The organism is Proteus appendicitidis (assembly GCF_030271835.1).
In the GTDB taxonomy this organism is placed as follows: domain Bacteria; phylum Pseudomonadota; class Gammaproteobacteria; order Enterobacterales; family Enterobacteriaceae; genus Proteus; species Proteus appendicitidis.
The window spans coordinates 4,065,293-4,085,654 of the sequence record NZ_CP127389.1; the positions used below are offsets into that span (position 1 = coordinate 4,065,293).

Consider the following 20,362-nt stretch of genomic DNA (forward strand, 5'->3'; position numbering starts at 1 on the left):
ATTTTATTATGATGAAAGCGGTTATCCCTGTTGCTGGATTAGGTACTCGTATGTTACCTGCAACGAAATCAATTCCTAAAGAAATGCTACCTATTGTTGATCGCCCTTTAATTCAATATATTGTTGAAGAGTGCGCTCAGGCAGGCGTTGAGGAAATTATTTTAGTTACTCACTCTTCTAAAAATTCAATTGCGGATCACTTTGATACCAGTTTTGAATTAGAAAATATGCTGGAACAGCGTATTAAAAATAAATTATTAGAAGAAGTGCGTTCAATTTGCCCTGACAATGTCAAGATTGTCCAAATTCGCCAAGGGCATGCTTTAGGTTTAGGTCATGCAATTTGCTGCGCTCGTCCAGTTATTGGCAATAATCCATTTATTGTTTTACTGCCTGATGTTTTATTAAATGCACATTATTGCGATCCTCAACATGATAATTTATCCGCAATGATAAAACGTTTTGAAAAAACAGAACGTAGCCAAATTATGGTTGAACCTGTGCCAATGAGCCAAGTGCAACAATATGGTGTTGTAGATTGCCAAGGTGTTTTCTGTCCTCAAGGTAATTGGGCGCCTATTCGTCGTATCGTGGAAAAACCAAATCCTGAAGATGCGCCTTCTAACCTTTCTGTTGTTGGCCGTTATGTTTTCTCTGAAGCTATCTGGGAATTATTAGATGGTCTACCTGCTGGTGTGGGTGGTGAAATTCAATTAACAGATGCAATTGATTTATTATTGAAAAAAGAAGTCGCTGAAGCATATACCTTAGTGGGTAAATCACATGATTGTGGTAATAAGCTAGGATATATGAAAGCCTTTGTTGAATATGGGCTTTATAATTCGGTGTTAAAAGAAGAATTTTCTTCTTGGTTGCAAGACTTTTGTGAAAAAACATTATTACCCAAAACAGAAGTCATAGCAGAAGATGACGTCAGTGAAGCACAAAAGATAGTTGCTATCTTTTGAGTTTATATTGAAATAATATGCAATATGCCGACCGAAATAAAATGACGGTCGGCAATAGCAGGAGAGAAAGGTAATGTCTTTTTGGTACTTATCTCGTTGTCATTATCTATTTTCTACTTTTTTTATTTTAGGTTTGTTGCTTATGGTTTCTCCCTCAATACAGGCAGCAGATACTCAAGTAGGATGGCAACAGTTTAAAGAGCGCTATATCCAGAATGATGGACGAGTTATAGACAGCGCTAACAAAAATATTTCACACTCTGAAGGTCAAGGCTATGGCATGTTAATGGCTGTAATGAGTGATGATCATGAAACATTTAATAAGTTATGGCGCTGGACAGCCGCTTCCCTTTATCGTGGCGATTTAGGCTTATTTAAATGGCGTTACGAGCCTGAAAATAGTGAACATACCCCTGATCCTAATAATGCAACAGATGGTGACATCTTAATTGCGTGGGCATTATTAAAAGCGGGTGAGAAATGGAATGATGAAAGTTATCTTTCAGCTTCTGATTCTATTCAACACGCTATTTTGGAACATACTTTAGTTAAGACAAAAAATTATACTGTACTTTTACCTGGTATTAATGGCTTTAAAACACCAGAAGAAATTATTATTAACCCATCCTATTTTATTTTCCCTGCATGGAAAGATTTTTACCGCACAAGTAAAGATGTTCGTTGGAAAGCGTTAATTAATGATAGCCAGTCTTTACTTAGAAATATGCGGTTTGGTGAATATCAATTACCAACAGACTGGGTCAGTTTGTTTCCAGATGGAAAGATAGAGCCTAGTGAAAAATGGCCTGCACGATTTAGCTTTGATGCAATACGTATTCCGCTGTATTTGGCTTGGGCGCGTGATGAATTAGCGTTACAACCTTTTGTGCAGTATTGGCAGCAATTTGATCGTTATAAAACTCCTGCTTGGGTAAGTATCGATGCTCAAGAGCGTGCTGAATATAACCTCACTCCCGGTATGATGGCAGTGAGAGATTTAACGATGAAAACACCTATTGAAGATGTCGATTTAAGTAAAGATACGGATTATTACTCTTCAGCTTTACACTTATTAGCGGCATTTGCTCAAAACGGGCAATAAGTATATTTAGTTAATTTGAATAATAGATAGCTTAAATTCCTTTTAATACAGAGAGGCATTAAGTTATCTATTTTTTATATCGATAGTGATAAAAAATATTTTTCTAAATTATTTATACTTATTCAAATTTTATAAGTTAATTGTATTTCGTTATCTCTATTTGTTTATAACGTTATGTTATTTAAATAATAAATAAACTTTAATCTATGATCTAAGAATAATTTATTTAATACTATTTATGCTAAAGTTATCTCAATAACTTGATAATGTTATTAATATAATTTCTCATCAACAATAGAGGTGGATAAATGAAAGTTTCAGCACGCAATCAGTTAGTCGGTAAAGTTGTTGATATTATTGAAGGTGCAGTTAATAGTGAAGTGATTTTATCTTTAGCACACGGTGAGAAACTGGCGACAATCATCACCAAAGAAAGCTGTGAAAGCTTAAAGATTAAAAAAGACGGTGAAGCTATTGCCATTATTAAAGCGCCATGGGTTGTTTTGGCACTACCTGATTGTGGTTTAAATTTCTCTGCACGTAATCAATTTGCAGGTAAAGTCACTCAAATCGCACAAGGTGCCGTGAATTCTACGATACATTTAGAAACAGCTAAAGGCTTAGCGCTGACTGCTGTTATTACAAATGAAAGCTTACAAGAGATGAAGCTGGCAAAAGGCAGTGAGGTTTTAGCATTAGTGAAAGCTTCTAGCGTGATTGTTGCAACACGCAAATAATCAAGATGCTATTCTTTTAAAATAAAAAAAGAGGCTAAATGCTAGCCTCTTTTTCATTATTGATATTGCTTGTTTTGTTAGATTTATAATCCCGATCACCTTTTATGCAAGGTCACTAAAATTATTTATCAGTATCACCAGCGACTTTCAGTTTGTCATAGATATAATTTTTATAACTATTAACTAATTTTTCGTCTTCGCAGTCATTTAATTTACCTTCACATAAGTGGCGCATTTGAATGTTTGCTTTGTAGAAAGGGGATAATGGCAAACGAGCGCGCTCTAAGATCATACCACCTAAGAAGCTAATATCCGTTAGTTCACCCGTTGTTATTGGCGCACCTTGCGACAGATTATCTCTTAAGGTGAACTGAGTAATATACGCAGGGTTATTAAACGGTGACTGGTAATTTTTTAGCTCAATATTGGGTTGATGATCACCAAAATAGAGGAACATCGTCGGCTTTTCTCTTTGTGCAACAAAATGAGAGAAATCTTTAATAGCCGGATCGCTAGTAATGATTTTTTCCATATAGTGGCTAAATTTACCCGGAGCATTATTGCTTTCTGTATGACCTGTAATTTGGTACATATCTCGGTGTGATTCATCATAAGGACCATGCTCATACATGGTTAATGAGAATATAAACAGTGGCTTATCAGTCCGTTTTTTCAGTACCTCTTCAACGTAACCCAGCATATCTACCGTCGATATTTTCCAGAGATTTTCTTCTAATGTTCCTGGGTAGCCAAGCTCTTGAGGTTGAATAATCTCATCAATACCCATTTTTTCATAAGCGTAACCAGCATGGTAAGCACTACGATTAAATGGAGTGAGTAACACCGTGTAATAACCTTCTGCTTTTAGTTGGCGGAATAAACTCTCATTAAGTTTATCGACAACAAAATAGAAGACGGAGTTTTTACGCGCACCAAAATCATCGGTATTTAACCCGGTTAATACCGAAAATTCAGAAAGCCAAGTACCACCGCCAAAGGTTTGTACTCGTAATGGGCTTTGCGCACTGACACCTTCATCTTTTTGGAACATAAATAAATCAGGCAGTGCAACATTTGTATCAAATTGATAAATATGAGGATTAACCGTCGATTCTTGTAATAAAACGATAATATCAGGTTTTATATCTGTCTGTGTTTCAGGTAATACGGTTTTGTCTGCTTGTTCAAGGAAGTAATCTGCATTTTCATTGAAATAAGGAGGGTGATAAGCCGTTTGGTAACCAGACATGATTAAATTAGTAACCGTTCCTCGTCCTCCTGGAAGTGTACCTTCCCATTCAGCTTGCCATTTTTCCACGGTGAAATGGAGAGTGGTAAACCCAATGACCATTAAGAGTAAGCTACTTATACGCAAGGCGGGGCGTGATTTTTTGGAAAAACGCCAAGCAATAAACATATTGATAAGAAGCCATATTAGCATCGCAACCAATGCAACGCCGGCCTCCCAATAATGACCTAATGTCCCTAAGTTAGAGCTATCAAAAGCTAAATCAAAGTCAGAGAACATTAATGTTTCTTTGTAATAATGGACTTTTATTTGATTAATAAACTTAGTTATCAGGAAGAGTGTGCCTGTGGTAATAACCGAAAATAAGACACGAGCTGATAAAATAAAGCAAAGAGAAAAAAGAATAAAATACACACCGACGGAAAGTAGTGCAGTATAAATAAACGTTGCTTTCTCAAAAACAATAAAGAGTGAGGCAATAAGAATAAGTGCAAGATAAACACTTCCTAATATTTTTTTCATATCTCTTCCGAGTATAGCGATAAAGAATAAAGGGGATATTTTACAAATATTGTAGGCGATAACCTTAAATAGGCTAAATAACTTTATTTAGCCTAAGTTGACATCTGGATTTAGAATAACCCTTTGTCTCGTAAAATATGAAGATCTTTTTTGCGGCGAGTAAAACCGGTGCGGTCAAAATACTCTAAGATTTGTACTGCTAATTTACGCCCAACAGATAACTCATCACGGAAATCCGCAGCGGTGACACTGCCATTACTTTCATTATATTTCACAATGATAGACGCAAATTTTTCTATTGTTTGGTGTGTATAGTAGCGGTCGGCAATAATCGGAATAATTAAACCTAATTGTGCCGCTTTACGTAACAATGAGCGGATCACTTTCTCATCATTTTTCATTTCATCAGCGAGATCACGTACCCACCAAGGTTCAGATTGCTCAAAATAGACTTTAGCATTTTGCCATAGCGCATCTTGTTCTGGAGAAAAAGCAAGACCATGAGTTGGAAGATGAAGCCAACCACGACTTTGGCTAATAGCACCTTCTTTACGCAATTGATCAATTAAGTGATAGACCAATTCATCATGATAAGTCGGTAGTGCCATCCGTTTTAAACGAGAACGACCCACACCCATTTGATCATTATGTTGTTGATGATATTCCTCAAGCGTATCGAGTAATTTCTGTTTTGCGTTATCCGCATTCTCTTTAGAAAGAATAACGCCAGCAACACTGACTAAGTCAAAGGTTTCTAATAACTGAGCCAGCGCACTTTCAGTTAATTGTTGCGCCCAAGAAAACTGACTTAGAGATAACTCACCTTTTGGTAAACATAACGCTAAATTCGCACTGGCGCTGTCTGCATTATCGAGTTGGTGTAACCAAGTTAAGAATTCTGCTTGTCGCTTGCCTCTACGTGGCGAGTGTAAATATAAGACTTTTGCTGCGGCTAAGGTGCGTTGTGCACTGATATCACGCAAGATAAGTCTGTCGTTATCCACCAGCCAAAGGGGGTTATCAAGAATAAGCTCGGCTAACTGTGGTGTTTCATTAGCATCATTTAAAAGAGCAACACGACCCGTAATATGACGTGTACCGTGGTGAATATGTACCGGCTGCCAATGCTTTAAAGGTTCATCCGCAATTAAACTGACTAATATTTTATGAGATTGATAGTTAGGTGCTTGAGAAAGCAGCCAGTCACCCCGAGAGACGTTTTCTTTACTGACATCACCTGTGATGTTAATTGCAATACGATGTCCAGCACCCGCACGTTCTACGGGCTGATTTTGAGCATGTAAGGCTCTTATTCTTACTGGTTTATCTGCACCCGTTAGCCAAAAGGTATCACCAACAGAAATTTGTCCCGCAAGCGCAGTGCCTGTGACAACTAATCCCGCGCCTTTAATGCTAAAAACACGGTCTATGGCTAAACGAAAACGCTTATGCCATTGAGGGTGTTGTTGTTCTTGCTGATGCAGACCAACCAGATAGTGGCGAAGCTCTGGAATTCCTTCCCCTGATGGGGCTGAAGTGACAAAAAAGTTAGGTTTTTGCCAGCCTAAATTGGCTAACATATCCATTGTTTGTAAACGAACTTCTTCAATTCGTTCTGGGGTAACACGATCGGCTTTGGTGAGAATAACGGTAACTTGAGGACAGCCAGCAAGACGTAAAATAGAGATATGTTCGATGGTTTGTGCCATAACGCCATCGTCACAAGCCACAATTAATAGCGCATGAGAGATCCCTCCGACACCTGAGAGCATATTTGACAGGAATTTCTCATGACCGGGAACATCCACAAAACCAATTGAAGTTCCATCGTCTTGACGCCAATAGGCATAACCTAAATCAATGGTCATGCCTCGTTTTTTCTCTTCAGGTAAATGAGTAGTATCTACCCCAGTAATGGTCTGTATAAGTGTGGTTTTTCCGTGGTCTACGTGACCTGCTGTCGCAAAAATCATAGTAAAAGTGCCTGTATTAATGCATTTTCATCCTCGAGACAGCGCAGATCAAGCCACAGGCGACCATCAGTAATTCGACCAATAATCGGCTTTTCTAAATTACGCCAATGCGCAGCTAACGCATCTAATTGGCTACCTTTTCCATCTTTAGCTTCAAAGGTAAGTGCTGCACTCGGTAAACTTTCAATAGGTAACGAACCACTACCTATTTGAGAAGCACATGAGGATATCGTGATATGGTAATTATCCCCATAATATGCCTGAAAATGAGGCAATAACCGTTGTGCCATGTCATTAATTTCTGTTTGTGTCCGAGTTAACAAACGTAATGTCGGAATTTCAACAGCCATTTTTTCAGGTTGCTGATAAAGGCGTAATGTGGCACCTAAAGCCGCTAATGTCATTTTATCAACCCGTAATGCACGCTTTAAAGGGTGGCGTTGAATAGCCTCAATCCACACTTTTTTACCTAAGATTATTCCCGCTTGTGGACCACCTAATAATTTATCACCTGAAAAGGTAACAAGGTCGATACCTTGTTGCAGATAATCTTGAGGCATTGGCTCTGAAGGTAAACCTAATTCGGCTAAATTAGTCATGGAGCCACTGCCTAAATCGATAGCAGTCGGTAAGTTCATCTCTTTACCAAGTGCGGCAAGTTCGTCGCCATGTACTTCTGCTGTAAATCCTTGAATACAATAGTTACTAGTATGAACTTTCATTAGCAAACCCGTATTCTCATTAATGGCGTTACGATAATCTTTTAGGTGAGTACGGTTTGTTGTTCCCACTTCTTTGAGTGTGCAACCAGCTTGTGTCATTACATCAGGAATACGAAAAGCGCCACCAATCTCGACTAATTCACCACGAGAAACAACCACCTCTTTATTGGGAGCAACCGTTGCGAGCATCAATAAAACGGCTGCGGCGTTGTTATTAACGATACAGGCATCTTCTGCTCCGGTTAATTCACAAAGCAAATCAGCGATCGCGCGATCACGGTGTCCTCTTGATGCACCATCAAGAGAATATTCTAAGGTTGCTGGTGAGCGCATAACTTGGCTAACTGCTTCAATGGCGGATTCTGCCATTAATGCACGCCCAAGATTAGTGTGTAAAACGGTTCCGGTTAAATTGAAAACAGGTTTAATCGAGGATTTTCGTTGTAATCTAATACGATTTTTTAATTCATCTGCCCAATGGTTATGCCATTGTGGTAATGCATTTTCTTGACGAATAATGATACGCGCTTCTTCTTGTAACTTTCGTAAATGCTCAGCAATAAATGTCTGACCATAAGAAGCCACTAAGGCTTGAATGTCTACTTGGTGCAGTAACTTATCAATAGACGGTAGTTGGCTGTAAAGTGAGCGCGTATCATTTGTCATGCTAATACCTAATTATTATTCATTTGGGAACAGGAATGGATTAATGCTGCTACGAGCAAAGCCTTCTTCTTCCATTTTTGCATCAAGAACAATCGACGCTAAATCGTCAGCGATAGCATCCACATTGGCATCTTTTTCTTGATATAAAATTTTCAGATAGCTTCCACAATCACCACAGCTTTCTGCTTTTACAGGGGCATTTTCGCTGTCTAAAGACCAGTAATTTAATTTACCTGTTAATTCACAGTTGGTGCATTTAATGCGTACAACATGCCACTGTGTTTCACATAAATTACAGTGTAAATAGCGTAAACCTTGTGTTGTGCCGATTTGTACCATGCTTGCCACAGGCATACTGTTACAAACTGGGCAGAATTGACGATTTTCACCGTATTCTGTTTTAGCCTTACCGGGAATATTCGCTGCTAATTGCGCCCAGTAAAGAGACAATGCTGCCCAAATAAAGACAGACTTATCTGCTGAGACTTTTGAATATTCATCATTGAGTAATGCCGTTGCCATGTCTTCTAATTCAGTTTCAGACGCTTTAGAGAGATTTTCTAAAGTGATGGTGGCACTTTCAGGCACAACTGGACGTAATTCAGCAATAATTGAGGCTAATAAAGCATGCCAATGTTTACTGCGTTTAAATGTTTTTCTATCTAAAGGCGCTACACCGACTTGCTGCGTAAGGAGTGGGGCAAGATCGACGACTAATGGATTGTCATGAAGTGCTTTTTCTTGCGCTTTGACAATTTCTGCCGCAAATTCAAGGTAATCTGCGAAAGGATTATCTTTTGCTAGTGTTTGAAAACGTTCAGCACGACGCTGATAAAGGTTTTTCAGATTAGGGAATAATACGGGTGGAATAAAACTAATCCCTTTTTCTGATTGCTCTTTACCTAATTGCTCTTTAGGAACGATGCGAATACTCATAACGTTCTATCTTCCTATTATCATAAATTTTATAGTGAATACCCACAGGGTTTGGCTTCAGAATAAATCAAATGTAAACACGAAGCCATGACAGTGGGTAATAATAGCGTGATTTTATTGTTTTTTACGTCTTAAAAATGGGCGTAAATTGAATAAAAAACGGAGGCTAACAAGCCTCCGTTTGTTTAGAAATACACTTTAAGGCATTATTTCTGTGACTGCTTTTCGGCTTCTTTTTTCTCTTCTTCGAGAATTTCACGATACCAACGAGGGTGATGCTTTTTAGCCCAACCGCGAGTTACCCAGCCTTCAATCATGCTACGAATTGAACCTTTTACCCAGAATGCCGCATAAGCGTGAACCAATACGGTAATTATCAGTAAGATTGCTGATAATGAGTGAACTAATAAGGCAATTCTAATCACTGGGATCGAGAAATACTCTGCAAAATAAGGACGCCAAATGATAACACCACTGACTGTCAGTAAGATCAGACTGAGACTTAATGTCCAGTAGATCCCTTTCTGACCCAGGTTGTAGTGACCAATATCGCCAGCTTCTTCATTTTGCAGTACTTTATGAATATTTTTAGCCCAGACTAAGTCATCTTTATCGATAAAGTTGTGCTTCAGATATCTGAAGAACATAAAGATAAAGAGGAACGCCATCAAGCTACCCACGAATGGGTGTAATAAGCGCGACAGCTCTGGTGTTCCTAAAATATTCATGAACCAGTTCAGAGATGGGAAGAAGAAACCCAAGCCGCTGATCGCTGTGAACAGAAAGACAATCACAACGACCCAGTGGTTTATACGCTCTGACGCGGTATGGCGAAGAATTTTATCACCTTTCTTCTTCATCATTTCTGCTCCTCCTTATTCACAGAGGTCTGTGTTTTAGAAGATGCTTCCATCTCTTTGAGTGCTTCTTCTTCATCTTCTTCAGTTGTACGGTTTGGACCGACACCTAAATAGTGGAAAATCGCACCCGCGAAGGTTGCGGCAAAACCAACAGCAGCCAATGGCTTCCAGATACCTTTCCAGAATTTAACGGTAGAGCTAATTTCTGGGTTTTCTGGTAAACCATGGTACAGGTTTGGTTTATCAGCATGATGGAGAACATACATTACGTGTGTCCCACCCACACCTTGTGGATCGTAAAGACCCGCATTGTCGTAACCACGAGTTTGCAGTTCAGAAACACGCTCACTAGCAAGATTGATCATGGCTTCTTTCGAACCAAAATGAATCGCGCCTGTTGGGCAAGTTTTCACACATGCAGGCTCTTGACCGACTTCTACACGGTCAACACATAACGTACATTTGTAAGCACGGTTATCTTCTTCATTAATGCGAGGCACATTGAAAGGACAACCAGCGATACAATAACCACAACCAATGCAGTGTTCTGATTGGAAATCAACAATACCATTAGCGTATTGAATGATAGCACCTTCTGCTGGGCATGCTTTTAAACAGCCCGGATCAGCACAGTGCATACAACCGTCTTTACGAATCAACCATTCCAGCTTGCCGTTCTCTTCAACTTCAGAGAACCGCATCACTGTCCATGATTTCGGCGTTAGGTCAGTTGGGTTATCGTAAACACCAACGTTAGTGCCAATTTTATCGCGAATATCGTTCCATTCAGAACAAGCAACCTGACAGGCTTTACAGCCGATACAGGTTGTTACGTCGATAAGTTTTGCCACTTCTTCCTTGTAATCCCGCACCTGTGGCGCGGGAGTGAGGGAATTGGTAGCAGAGCGACGAATAATGTCTTGGGATTGCAGTGACATAATTTATCTCCTTACACCTTTTCCACATTAACAAGGAACGCTTTAAACTCAGGCGTTTGTGTATTTGCATCACCAACGAATGGCGTTAACGTATTCGCAATAAAGCCTTTCACTGCAACACCTTCAAAGCCCCAGTGAATAGGAATACCAATGGTATCCACTTTGCGCCCATCAACATCTAGGGTTCTAATACGTTTAGTCACCACCGCTTTGGCTTTGATATAACCGCGTTTGGAGCTGACTTTAACGGTATCGCCTTGAACAATGCCTTTTTCTGCGGCTAAACGCTCACCAATTTCAATAAATTGTTGTGGCTGAATAATCGCATTTAAGCGCGCGTGCTTAGTCCAGAAGTGGAAATGCTCTGTCAGACGATAAGTTGTACCGACATATGGGAAATCTTCTGCTTTACCCATATCTTCCCAGTCATCTTTAAAGATGCGCGCTGCTGGATTTGAAACCACATTTGGATGCAGTGGGTTAGTTCCCAATGGTGTTTCAATTGGCTCATAGTGTTCAGGGAATGGACCTTCTGCCATCTTATCGATAGCAAACAGACGTCCCATACCTTCCGGCTGCATAATAAATGGACCTACATCAGAACCCGGTGCAGCGTTGCTATAGTCAGGTACATCAATACCTGTCCATTTGCTGCCATCCCATTCGATTAATTTACGTTTAGGATCCCATGGTTGACCTTGTGGGTCTGCCGATGCGCGGTTATAAATAATGCGACGGTTAAGAGGCCATGCCCACGCCCAACCTAGTGTATTTCCTAATCCTGAAGGATCGGAGTTATCACGGTTAGCCATTTGGTTGCCTTTCTCTGTCCAGCTACCTGCGAAGATCCAACAGCCGCTTGCTGTTGTACCATCATCACGTAACTGAGCGAACGAGCTAAGCAGTTGACCTTTTTTCAGAATGATATTGCCATCAGAGTCTTTTAAATCGACTAATGCTCTACCATTACTTTCTTGTGCAACTTCTGCAGATGTTGGATTATCAGGATCGAAGTAATCCCAAGTCATATTCAACACCTGTTCTGGCATCGCGCCGCCTTCTTCTTTATAGAGTTGGCGTAAACGATGGAAAATACCAGATAAAATCTCAGCATCAGGGATAGCAACACCTGGGGCATCAGCACCTTTCCAGTGCCATTGTAACCAGCGACCAGAGTTAACGATAGAGCCGTCTTCTTCTGCGAAACAGGTTGTTGGCAGACGGAAAACTTCTGTCTGAATATCTGCTGTTTTAACGTCGTTCTCTTCACCATGGTTCTGCCAGAAACACGAAGTTTCAGTATTTAGCGGGTCCATTGTGATAAGGAATTTCAGTTTTGATAATGAACGAATAACTTTGTTCTTATTCGGGAATGATGCCACTGGGTTAAAGCCTTGGCAGAGGTAGCCGTTGACTTCACCTTTATCCATCATGTCGAAGTATTGCAGAACGTCGTAAGGTTTGTCCCACTTAGGTAACAGTGAGAAGCCCCAATCATTATCACGTTGAGCATTATCACCATAGAATGTCTTCATCATACTGACGAAGAATTTAGGATAATTGCCCCAATAGTTAACTTGTCCCGGTACTGTCGCTTTTGGCGTATTTGCGGCTAAGTAGGTTTCTAATGAAGTCTGCTTTTCAGAAGGCAGCGTCATATAACCTGGTAAGCTTTGAGATAATAGACCGAGGTCAGTTAAGCCTTGAATATTGGAGTGACCACGTAGTGCGTTAACACCGCCACCAGCCATACCCATATTACCTAACAGTAATTGGATCATTGCCATGGTACGAATGTTTTGAGCGCCGACGGTATGTTGAGTCCAGCCTAATGCATACAGGAAAGATGCTGTTTTATCTTTCGCTGCTGTTTCAGCAATATATTCACAGACTTTTAAGAAATCATCTTTTGGTGTACCACAAATCTGAGTAACCACATCAGGCGTGTAACGGCTAACGTGTTGTTTTAACAGATTCCAGACACAACGAGGATGTTGTAATGTGGTGTCGCGTTTTGCGAAACCATTTTCATCCATCTCGTAGTTCCAAGTGGTCTTATCGTATTTACGTTTTTCTGCATCATATCCGCTGAATAAACCATCATCAAAATGATAGTCTTCACGGACAATCAAGCTAGCATTGGTATAAGCCTCAACGTATTCTTTTTGATATTTCTTATTTTCGAGCAGATATAAGATAACGCCCGATAAGAACGTAATATCAGTACCAGAACGGATAGGCGTATAGAAATCCGCAACAGCCGCAGTACGGGTGAAGCGAGGATCAATAACAATGAGCTTGGCGTTATTATGGATTTTAGCTTCCATCGCCCAGCGGAATCCCACAGGATGTGCTTCTGCCGCATTACCGCCCATTACGACGATAAGGTTGGCATTTTTCATATCAACCCAGTGGTTGGTCATCGCACCGCGACCAAATGTTGGAGCAAGACTTGCTACCGTTGGTCCGTGTCAGACACGCGCTTGGTTATCGACAGCCAGCATCCCAAGCGCTCTTGAGAATTTCTGAGTTAGAAACCCAGTTTCATTGCTTGCTGCAGAGGCGCAAAGCATACCTGTTGTTAACCAACGGTTGACTTCTACACCTTCTTTATTGAATTTCTGGAAGTTGGCATCGCGGTCTTTTTTGATTAAGCGCGCAATACGATCAAACGTTTCTTCCCATGAAAGTTTTACCCATTTATCCGAGCCGGGTGCACGGTATTCTGGGTGTTTTAAACGACCTTCACTGTGAATAAAATCCACAAGACCAGCACCTTTAGGGCATAATGCACCGCGGTTTACTGGATGGTCTGAGTCACCTTCAATATGGAATATTGTTTCTTTTGCGTTTTTTGCGCCATCGCCCAGACTATACATTAATAGTCCGCAACCGACAGAACAGTACGTACAGGTATTGCGGGTTTCGCGTGCTCTCAGTAATTTATACTGACGTGAGCCTGCTAGCGCAACTGCTGGTGTAAAACCAAGCGCCGCCGCTGTAGTACCTGCCATACCGCCAGCACAGATCTTAAAGAACTGCCTTCTGCTGACCTGCATGGGGTCTCTCCTCATCATACATTGCTTTTACTGACTCTGATTTTCTTCACGAAAATGGAGCTGATTGTTGTTTTATTCCTATTATCCTTAATAGGATCAGGTTCATTGCCTGATAGGTAGTGTAAAATCGTTTTACCCGTATTGTTATTATGTATTAATAAATTTAGGAATTCATCTTATGGATGAAACAAAATCGACAAAATTGTTAACTAAACGTGTAATCATTGGCGTAGATCAAACAATTGTGCAACACAAAGGATCTCTTAACAGACAAGAAGACGATTATATTGCACTCGAAGTTCCTGTTGCATTAGTGTACAACGGAATTTCTCACGTTGTTATGATGGCAAGCCCTAAAAATTTAGAGTTGTTCGCTGTCGGGTTTTCTTTATCCGAGGGCATTATAGAATCTGCGAATGAAATTCGCAGTATCGAAATTGTAGAAAGTTGTAACGGAGGCATTGAAGTTCAAGTTGAATTATCAAGTCGCCGCTTTATGGAATTAAAAGAGCGACGCCGCAATATGACTGGCCGTACTGGCTGTGGTATTTGTGGAACTGAACAACTAGAAGAGATTTTCCGACCTATTACACCGTTACCTTTTACACAAACATTTTCACTTTCAAATCTTGATAAAGCTTTAGAGCAAATGACAACCGTTCAAGAAATCGGTGAGCTAACGGGGTGTACACATGCTGCTGTTTGGTTGTCGCCAGAAGGTGAAATGCAAGGAGGATGTGAAGACGTCGGTCGTCATGTTGCGCTTGATAAACTTTTAGGTATGAAAGCACAAGAAAAATGGCATGAAGGCGCGGTATTAGTTTCAAGCCGAGCAAGCTATGAAATGGTACAAAAAGCGGCCATGTGTGGTGCTGAAATTTTATTTGCCGTTTCTGCTGCAACCTCTTTAGCGGTTGAAGTTGCTAATAAATACAATGTTACGCTGGTGGGTTTTTGTCGTCGCGGAAGAGCGACGGTATTTACGCATCCACAACGACTGACAGATTGACTAAATCAAATGAAATTTTTAAAAATAGGCGTAAATCGTTTTATGTAACAATTTACACCTATTTAATTTTCTCTTTTATGGCCACAATGCCCCTAATTTGTAATCCCACTCTTTAGGTTTGATGGGGATACGTCCTGCATTTGGGGTAAAGGTCATTTCGCTAAAGATAAGCCTATTTTCAGACATTAAAAAGTCAACTCGACAATAATTAAAGCCATTTGCCATTTTAGCGGCTAATTGCAACATATTTTCAAATTGAGTTGGTTTTTCAACAAGTTCTGGTGTGTTGGGATCTTCTAATGTGATGGGTTGTAACTGCCAATTTGTATCGTACACATTTATATACTCATTCCCTTTGGTATCAGAAATATCAATTTCAGCATAATGAGGCTGACCATTAAAGCAGTGAAGACGACAAGTCGTTGGTATCATTGGATTTTGTGTATCAAATAAATCAATATATTCTTCACAGATAATTTGAGCTTTGATGTTTTTATAATGCCATTCACGAGTGACGGGATAGAGATTACGTTTTAAATGAAATTGAAGCTTTTGCTTTGCTTTTTCAAAATCAAAAGTTGCTTTATCAAGGCAGATAATTGTACTACCACTATCGTGATTACATTTGAGTACAAAACGTGAAGGAAGTTGAGTGATATCGATTTCATCAGGATGAGAATAGGTATTAATGATAGGAACCAGATAGTGTGGACCAATCCTTTCGATGACATACTCTCTTACTTTGATTTTATCTGCTAAGCGCGTATAAATTGGGTTTCTATCGAATAGCATACGTGCATTGATTTTTTCATTAAGTGATGTCGGTATTTTAAAGTTGGGTTGATAACCTAAGTTACGAATAAATTTATTCTTTAAATAGATTCGATCAGGCAATGCGATAGTTCGAAATTGTTTGAAATAATATTCTATGATTTTCATAAGCTAATGATTATTTTAAATAGATAAGTGAAATAAAAACTAACTTTTCTGTGGGTTAAACTTCTATCTAAAGAAACAAGTAAATTAAATAGAAATTAAGAGAATAATGTCAGTTATTGATATGCTTATATTTTTTATTTATATAAACTTAGAAAGTATTAATGTAGGTTAATATTCAAAGTGCTTATTTTAATAAAAGAAAAAATGATGACATTAAGAGAGAGTTAACAAAGAGGAATATTGATTAAGAATATATTAATTTGATGACCATTTGGTTATATGAATTGGTTTATCCCAATTATTAAAGCGTAACCCTTTGCCTGTTCTATTTCCGTGCGCATCTAATATCTCATAGTACTCTTCAACAATTTGGCTACGACCACGTTGCCACTCATTGGCTGTTGCAAAAGGATCAATTAAATAGATATCACCGACAACAGTATATAACTCCCCTAAATAGCGAATTTTCTTCGTACTACTATTTGAATAGTGGGAAAACATAATTTGGTAGGTTTTATAGTGTTCAGGCTGACCATAAGGACCATACTTCATGGCAATATAACGGATACCTTGAGGATCAGAATGGCTTGCACCACCCGGAACAGGCATATCTGGCGTGATATTAAAAAGAGTATATCGAGAGGTTGCGGTCGGTTGCCTTAATGCTTGTCGATAACTTTGTGTATTTAATCCTGAAGCTGTCCATGTTCTATCCACTAAGCCATCTCCTGCCAAACAGGAAACAGATGATCCTAATAATGAAATAACTATAAATAGGGACTTAGCAGACATAAACACTCCTTTATTGCCATTATTATGCCAATAAATAAGGTATTTGTTCCGTGAAACAGAGGCGTATAACCCTGTTATTTCTAGCTGTTATCTCATTTCATTCCAAAATGTTATCAAACGTAAAGAATAAGTGCTTATTAATGCATTTTTGGTGGTTATTAATTTTATTTATTTATTCTATGTTAGAATAATAAAAAGGAAGAGTGAAATAGGATTAATAATTAATCATGGATACCCGTTTATTGAATGCTTTTGTTGTTTTAGCGGAAACAGAACATTTTGGTGAAGCCTCATCAAGGCTTTGTATTAGCCAACCGGCACTCACTAAACAGATAAAAACGCTGGAATCTCAATTAGGTGTCACTCTTTTTCAACGAGGACGTCACGGAGCAAAATTAACGCCTGAAGGACAGTATTTACTGAGTCAATCTCAAGCAGTTTTAACAGAAGCCCGAGTATTAGAAAAACAGGCACGTCAATTAAGTGAACCTCAAAAAGCAGAGCTTTATGCAGGATTTGGTTTGTCCTCATTAAATTTTATTACACCATTATTGGCAAAAATTAATCACGCTCACCCTGATATTACCGTGCATATTGATGATATGCCTTCTAATACAATGGAAGATAAATTACTTTTAGGGGAGCTTGATTTTGCGTTTTCACGTTTACCTGTCACAGCGCCACTAAAGGGTATTTCATTAGTACAAGAGCGATTAATGTTAGCAATTCCCACGCAAACTATTAAGGTGTTAGAAACTGATGATGATCCATTACACTACTTTAATACGCTTGGGCTTATTCAGTTGGTTCCTGAAAAGGGAAAAAAACTGCATCAACAAATCGATGATTTTTTGCTGCATCATCAAATCAAACCTCGTGTATTGCAGCAATCACAAGATATTCAAACACAGTTAGCGTTAGTTTCTGCTGGATTAGGAATGGCATTGGTACCTAAAAATGCAGAACTTATTTGTGATAAACAAAAAGTCACTTTATTGCCACTGTCAGGTTTGTATACACAATGGGAAATAGGTGTTATTTGGAATAATAATATTCAGAATAAAGATCGTGATATTTTTATAAAAATAATTCCTGAGGAAATAAATAAAATATAGTGAATGAAAAAAGGCTTTAATTTTGGCAATGATTATATTTTAAAATATAGCTTATAATAAAGCTAAGATACCTAATAAATATTAATTAGTTTTAAAACGAATAAAGATAAATAATTGCGAGTTTGTTCACAAAAATAAACATAAAATATTCTTTGTTTTTTTATGTGTTTAAATAAAAAATTAAGTTAAATCATTTAATTAATTTAATTCTCATAATATAAGTAAGGTTAATTAAAATCTTTTTAATTAAAATCTGTTATTTACAACAAAAGAGATTTATTTAATATTACCTACGCCAGAAACAGCGAGCTTTATATTCGAAAGTGAAGCTGTAAAGATAAAGTAGTAATACCTCTGTAGGTGGCTACTTATTATTTATAATAAGTAGCCACACCCTCAAACTAATGATATGGAAATTATTATGAAAAATGTTAATAAATTATCTTGTGCATTATTTATATTAATGGGTACGCATACTGTACAAGCTGAAATTCATTCTAATCAAAGCGGTCCTTTAACGACGATGGAAGTGGGAGCAAGTGATGCTGTTAATCGAGGCTATCATCAAATGCCAGGTGGAGAGCCGGGTGTTGGTATTAGTGGCATAGGAGGTGGGAAAAAAATTGGTTTTGCTTCGTTAACATCGCCAATGATGGGAAGTAGTGCGGATAGTAATGGAGTTTACACTATTCAGCCAAATGAACGTACGCCTGCTAGCCATCGAGATATGGGGGTTTTTCATTTCGCTAAAATTACGGATGCCAATGTCTATTTTGGTGACTGGGCAAAAACAACATCAGTAACGGATGCGACACATCAAACCTATTATGTTGGTAAAGACGTCACAACCACATTACCAACAGATAGTGCCACTTATACGATAACGGGTATTAGCCAATACAGTGGTAGTAACTTACTTTCAGGTTCGTTTGATGTTGATTTCTCACAAAAGAAAATTGACGGTTCATTGGCAAATAGCCAACGTACGGTTGAGTTAGAAAATGGAAATCTTTATACCGCAAATAACCAAGTGACGTTTTCTGCAGATGCGAAAGAAGGCTCAACATCAGGGGTTGTTGAAGGAGCCTTTTTTGGCGAGAGTGCTGAAGTGTTAGCGGGTGTTGTGGTGTTCAGTTCGGATCACACAAAAGATATTGGTTTTGGTGGTGCGAAAAATAGCAGTGAAAGTGAAGAAATAACAGCAAGCACGGATGCTTCTTAATTTTTTCAAAAATAATATTATAAATTTGTTTGGTAATACAATCGGTTAATTCTTTAAAAAGTGGTATTAGTGGTCATTAAGCTAAATGTTAGCAACAGATAATCAGGTATAGGGTTATCTGTTTTTTTTTATCAAAAATAAACCGATCTTAAGGAATAGGTCGGTTTTTATTATAAGGATATACCATGAATTATTATCGACCTTTCATAAGAAGGTTATTGGCTTTACTACTTATTTTTTTATCATTTAATAGTATGGCGATAGAAAATAATGATAAATTATTGCGTGATCAATTTAATAAAAGAAGTGTCGCGGAAATTGGTCAGCAACTTTACCACTATTTGCAACAACAGCAGTGGCAAAAAGCCGAACAATTATTGCTTTATTATCAACAACAGCCTCAATATGAAGTATTACTTGTCAATTATGCAAAGGCGTTACTGGCTCAAAACAGAGGCGATTTTTTAAATGCTGAATTTTATTATCAGCAGCAACTTAAGCAAAAAGCCGATTTTATCCCAGCACAAACAGGGTTAATTCAACTTTATTTTCATTTGCGAGAATATAAAAAAGCACAGCAGCAACTGAATCAATTGAATAATATGATTGATTTACCTAAAGATATTATCCAATCCATTGCATTTTATAAGGTTAAGTTAGCATCTTATTTTCAAGGGCAACGTTTTTATCAACTTAGCTTCTTTTATGATGATAATATTAACCATGCACCTGATTTACCTGATAAAATTGTCTCACAATCCACTCAAAGAAAAATAACGTTAAGAGGTGCAAAACCTATCGCATCAACAGGTCTTACTCATTATTTTTCTTTTTATCAGCCTTTTATCATTTATTCTCACCATACTTTTTCTTCTTATAATTATGTACGATATATAGATTATCATTCTCATCGTAGCGCTAATTTTTTGGCATTATACACCCAACTGGGTTATCGCTATCAAAAACCTCAATACCAATGGTTAATAACACCTTATTACGAATTAAAAAAATCACAAGCTCAATATGAATATCAAGCATGGGGTAGTGAAACACAATTTTTTTATTTTTTTAATAAAAAGCAAACTATTAATTTAAGTTTTGATTATAAAATAAAGAAATATCAAAAGGCGCTAAATAATCTAAATAGTCAGCGACTTAGTTATAGTACTAATCATAACTATTATTTAAATAATCGAGTGCATTTAGTTAATCAATTAAATTATCAATTAGAACGTAAAAAAAACACTTTATTAAATTATCAGCTATATGGTATAAAAACTGGCGTTTATTATCCATTGTTAGAAAATTGGAATATATCTCTTTTTTTATAGTATCAATTTAAATATTTTAATAACTATAATCCTTTTTTAAAAAAGAGAAGAAAAGACAATAGCTTTGTTTTTACAACCAATATTAAAAATAAATCACCCTTTATTTTAGGGTTTTACCCCGCAATAGAGTTACGTTATACCCGAAGATTAAGCAATGTGGATTGGTTATATCAATATCAGCAACATGAAGTGTTATTTAAATTAGAAAAACAATTTTAATTA

The 20,362-nt window shown here is 38.0% G+C and carries 15 protein-coding genes and 1 pseudogene; 7 read left to right on the forward strand and 9 right to left on the reverse strand.

Going from position 1 to position 20,362, the window contains the following annotated elements; genetic code table 11:
* Window positions 1–8 precede the first annotated feature (8 nt).
* From galU to QQS39_RS18510, 3 genes are all read left to right on the forward strand, one after another.
* Window positions 9–968 (forward strand): UTP--glucose-1-phosphate uridylyltransferase GalU, encoded by a 960-nt coding sequence (gene galU / locus QQS39_RS18500; protein WP_285805136.1) that lies wholly within the window; start codon window positions 9–11, stop codon window positions 966–968.
* 73 nt (window positions 969–1,041) lie between these two features.
* Window positions 1,042–2,070, forward strand: coding sequence for a family 8 glycosyl hydrolase (locus QQS39_RS18505; RefSeq protein WP_285805137.1), 1,029 nt, complete (start codon window positions 1,042–1,044; stop codon window positions 2,068–2,070).
* 308 nt (window positions 2,071–2,378) lie between these two features.
* Complete coding sequence (locus tag QQS39_RS18510; RefSeq protein ID WP_285805138.1) at window positions 2,379–2,807, forward strand: TOBE domain-containing protein; 429 nt, start codon at window positions 2,379–2,381, stop codon at window positions 2,805–2,807.
* Between the two features lie 121 nt (window positions 2,808–2,928).
* On the opposite strand, the gene QQS39_RS18515 is transcribed toward QQS39_RS18510, so the two are convergent.
* From QQS39_RS18515 to fdnG, 7 genes are all read right to left on the reverse strand, one after another.
* A complete protein-coding gene (locus QQS39_RS18515; protein ID WP_285805139.1) occupies window positions 2,929–4,578 on the reverse strand; it encodes an LTA synthase family protein in 1,650 nt (549 codons plus the stop codon).
* A gap of 110 nt (window positions 4,579–4,688) precedes the next feature.
* The gene (gene selB, locus QQS39_RS18520; protein ID WP_285805140.1) at window positions 4,689–6,551 is read right to left on the reverse strand and encodes a selenocysteine-specific translation elongation factor; all 1,863 of its coding nucleotides are present in this window, start codon (window positions 6,549–6,551) and stop codon (window positions 4,689–4,691) included.
* Complete coding sequence (gene selA, locus QQS39_RS18525; protein WP_285805141.1) at window positions 6,548–7,939, reverse strand: L-seryl-tRNA(Sec) selenium transferase; 1,392 nt, start codon at window positions 7,937–7,939, stop codon at window positions 6,548–6,550. Before selA ends, selB begins: the two co-directional genes overlap by 4 nt.
* 15 nt (window positions 7,940–7,954) lie before the next feature.
* Window positions 7,955–8,875 carry a formate dehydrogenase accessory protein FdhE gene (fdhE, locus tag QQS39_RS18530; RefSeq protein ID WP_151436512.1) on the reverse strand — a complete coding sequence of 307 codons (921 nt, stop codon included), beginning with the start codon at window positions 8,873–8,875 and terminating at the stop codon, window positions 7,955–7,957.
* Window positions 8,876–9,081: 206 nt separating this feature from the next.
* A complete protein-coding gene (gene fdoI / locus QQS39_RS18535; protein ID WP_151436513.1) occupies window positions 9,082–9,738 on the reverse strand; it encodes a formate dehydrogenase cytochrome b556 subunit in 657 nt (218 codons plus the stop codon).
* Complete coding sequence (fdxH, locus tag QQS39_RS18540) at window positions 9,735–10,673, reverse strand: formate dehydrogenase subunit beta (RefSeq protein WP_151436514.1); 939 nt, start codon at window positions 10,671–10,673, stop codon at window positions 9,735–9,737. Before fdxH ends, fdoI begins: the two co-directional genes overlap by 4 nt.
* Window positions 10,674–10,684: 11 nt before the next feature.
* Window positions 10,685–13,732, reverse strand: coding sequence for a formate dehydrogenase-N subunit alpha (gene fdnG, locus QQS39_RS18545; protein ID WP_285805142.1), 3,048 nt, complete (start codon window positions 13,730–13,732; stop codon window positions 10,685–10,687).
* 178 nt (window positions 13,733–13,910) lie between these two features.
* Here fdnG and fdhD point away from each other — a divergent pair, with 178 nt between their 5' ends.
* Window positions 13,911–14,741 carry a formate dehydrogenase accessory sulfurtransferase FdhD gene (fdhD, locus tag QQS39_RS18550; RefSeq protein WP_285805143.1) on the forward strand — a complete coding sequence of 277 codons (831 nt, stop codon included), beginning with the start codon at window positions 13,911–13,913 and terminating at the stop codon, window positions 14,739–14,741.
* Between the two features lie 75 nt (window positions 14,742–14,816).
* Here fdhD and QQS39_RS18555 read toward each other — a convergent pair whose 3' ends face one another.
* Together QQS39_RS18555 and umoA are read right to left on the reverse strand one after the other, a co-directional pair.
* Complete coding sequence (locus QQS39_RS18555) at window positions 14,817–15,680, reverse strand: ATP-grasp fold amidoligase family protein (protein WP_285805144.1); 864 nt, start codon at window positions 15,678–15,680, stop codon at window positions 14,817–14,819.
* Window positions 15,681–15,935: 255 nt separating this feature from the next.
* Entirely contained in the window at window positions 15,936–16,472 is a 537-nt protein-coding gene (gene umoA, locus QQS39_RS18560; protein ID WP_151436518.1) for a UmoA family flagellar biogenesis regulator, read from the reverse strand.
* Window positions 16,473–16,699: 227 nt separating this feature from the next.
* Here umoA and QQS39_RS18565 point away from each other — a divergent pair, with 227 nt between their 5' ends.
* From QQS39_RS18565 to QQS39_RS18575, 3 genes and pseudogenes are all read left to right on the forward strand, one after another.
* Complete coding sequence (locus tag QQS39_RS18565) at window positions 16,700–17,587, forward strand: LysR family transcriptional regulator (RefSeq protein ID WP_285805145.1); 888 nt, start codon at window positions 16,700–16,702, stop codon at window positions 17,585–17,587.
* A 421-nt stretch (window positions 17,588–18,008) separates the two neighbouring features.
* The gene (locus tag QQS39_RS18570) at window positions 18,009–18,809 is read left to right on the forward strand and encodes a Slam-dependent surface lipoprotein (protein ID WP_285805146.1); all 801 of its coding nucleotides are present in this window, start codon (window positions 18,009–18,011) and stop codon (window positions 18,807–18,809) included.
* Between the two features lie 254 nt (window positions 18,810–19,063).
* A pseudogene (locus QQS39_RS18575) lies at window positions 19,064–20,359 on the forward strand (surface lipoprotein assembly modifier).
* Window positions 20,360–20,362: the final 3 nt, after the last annotated feature.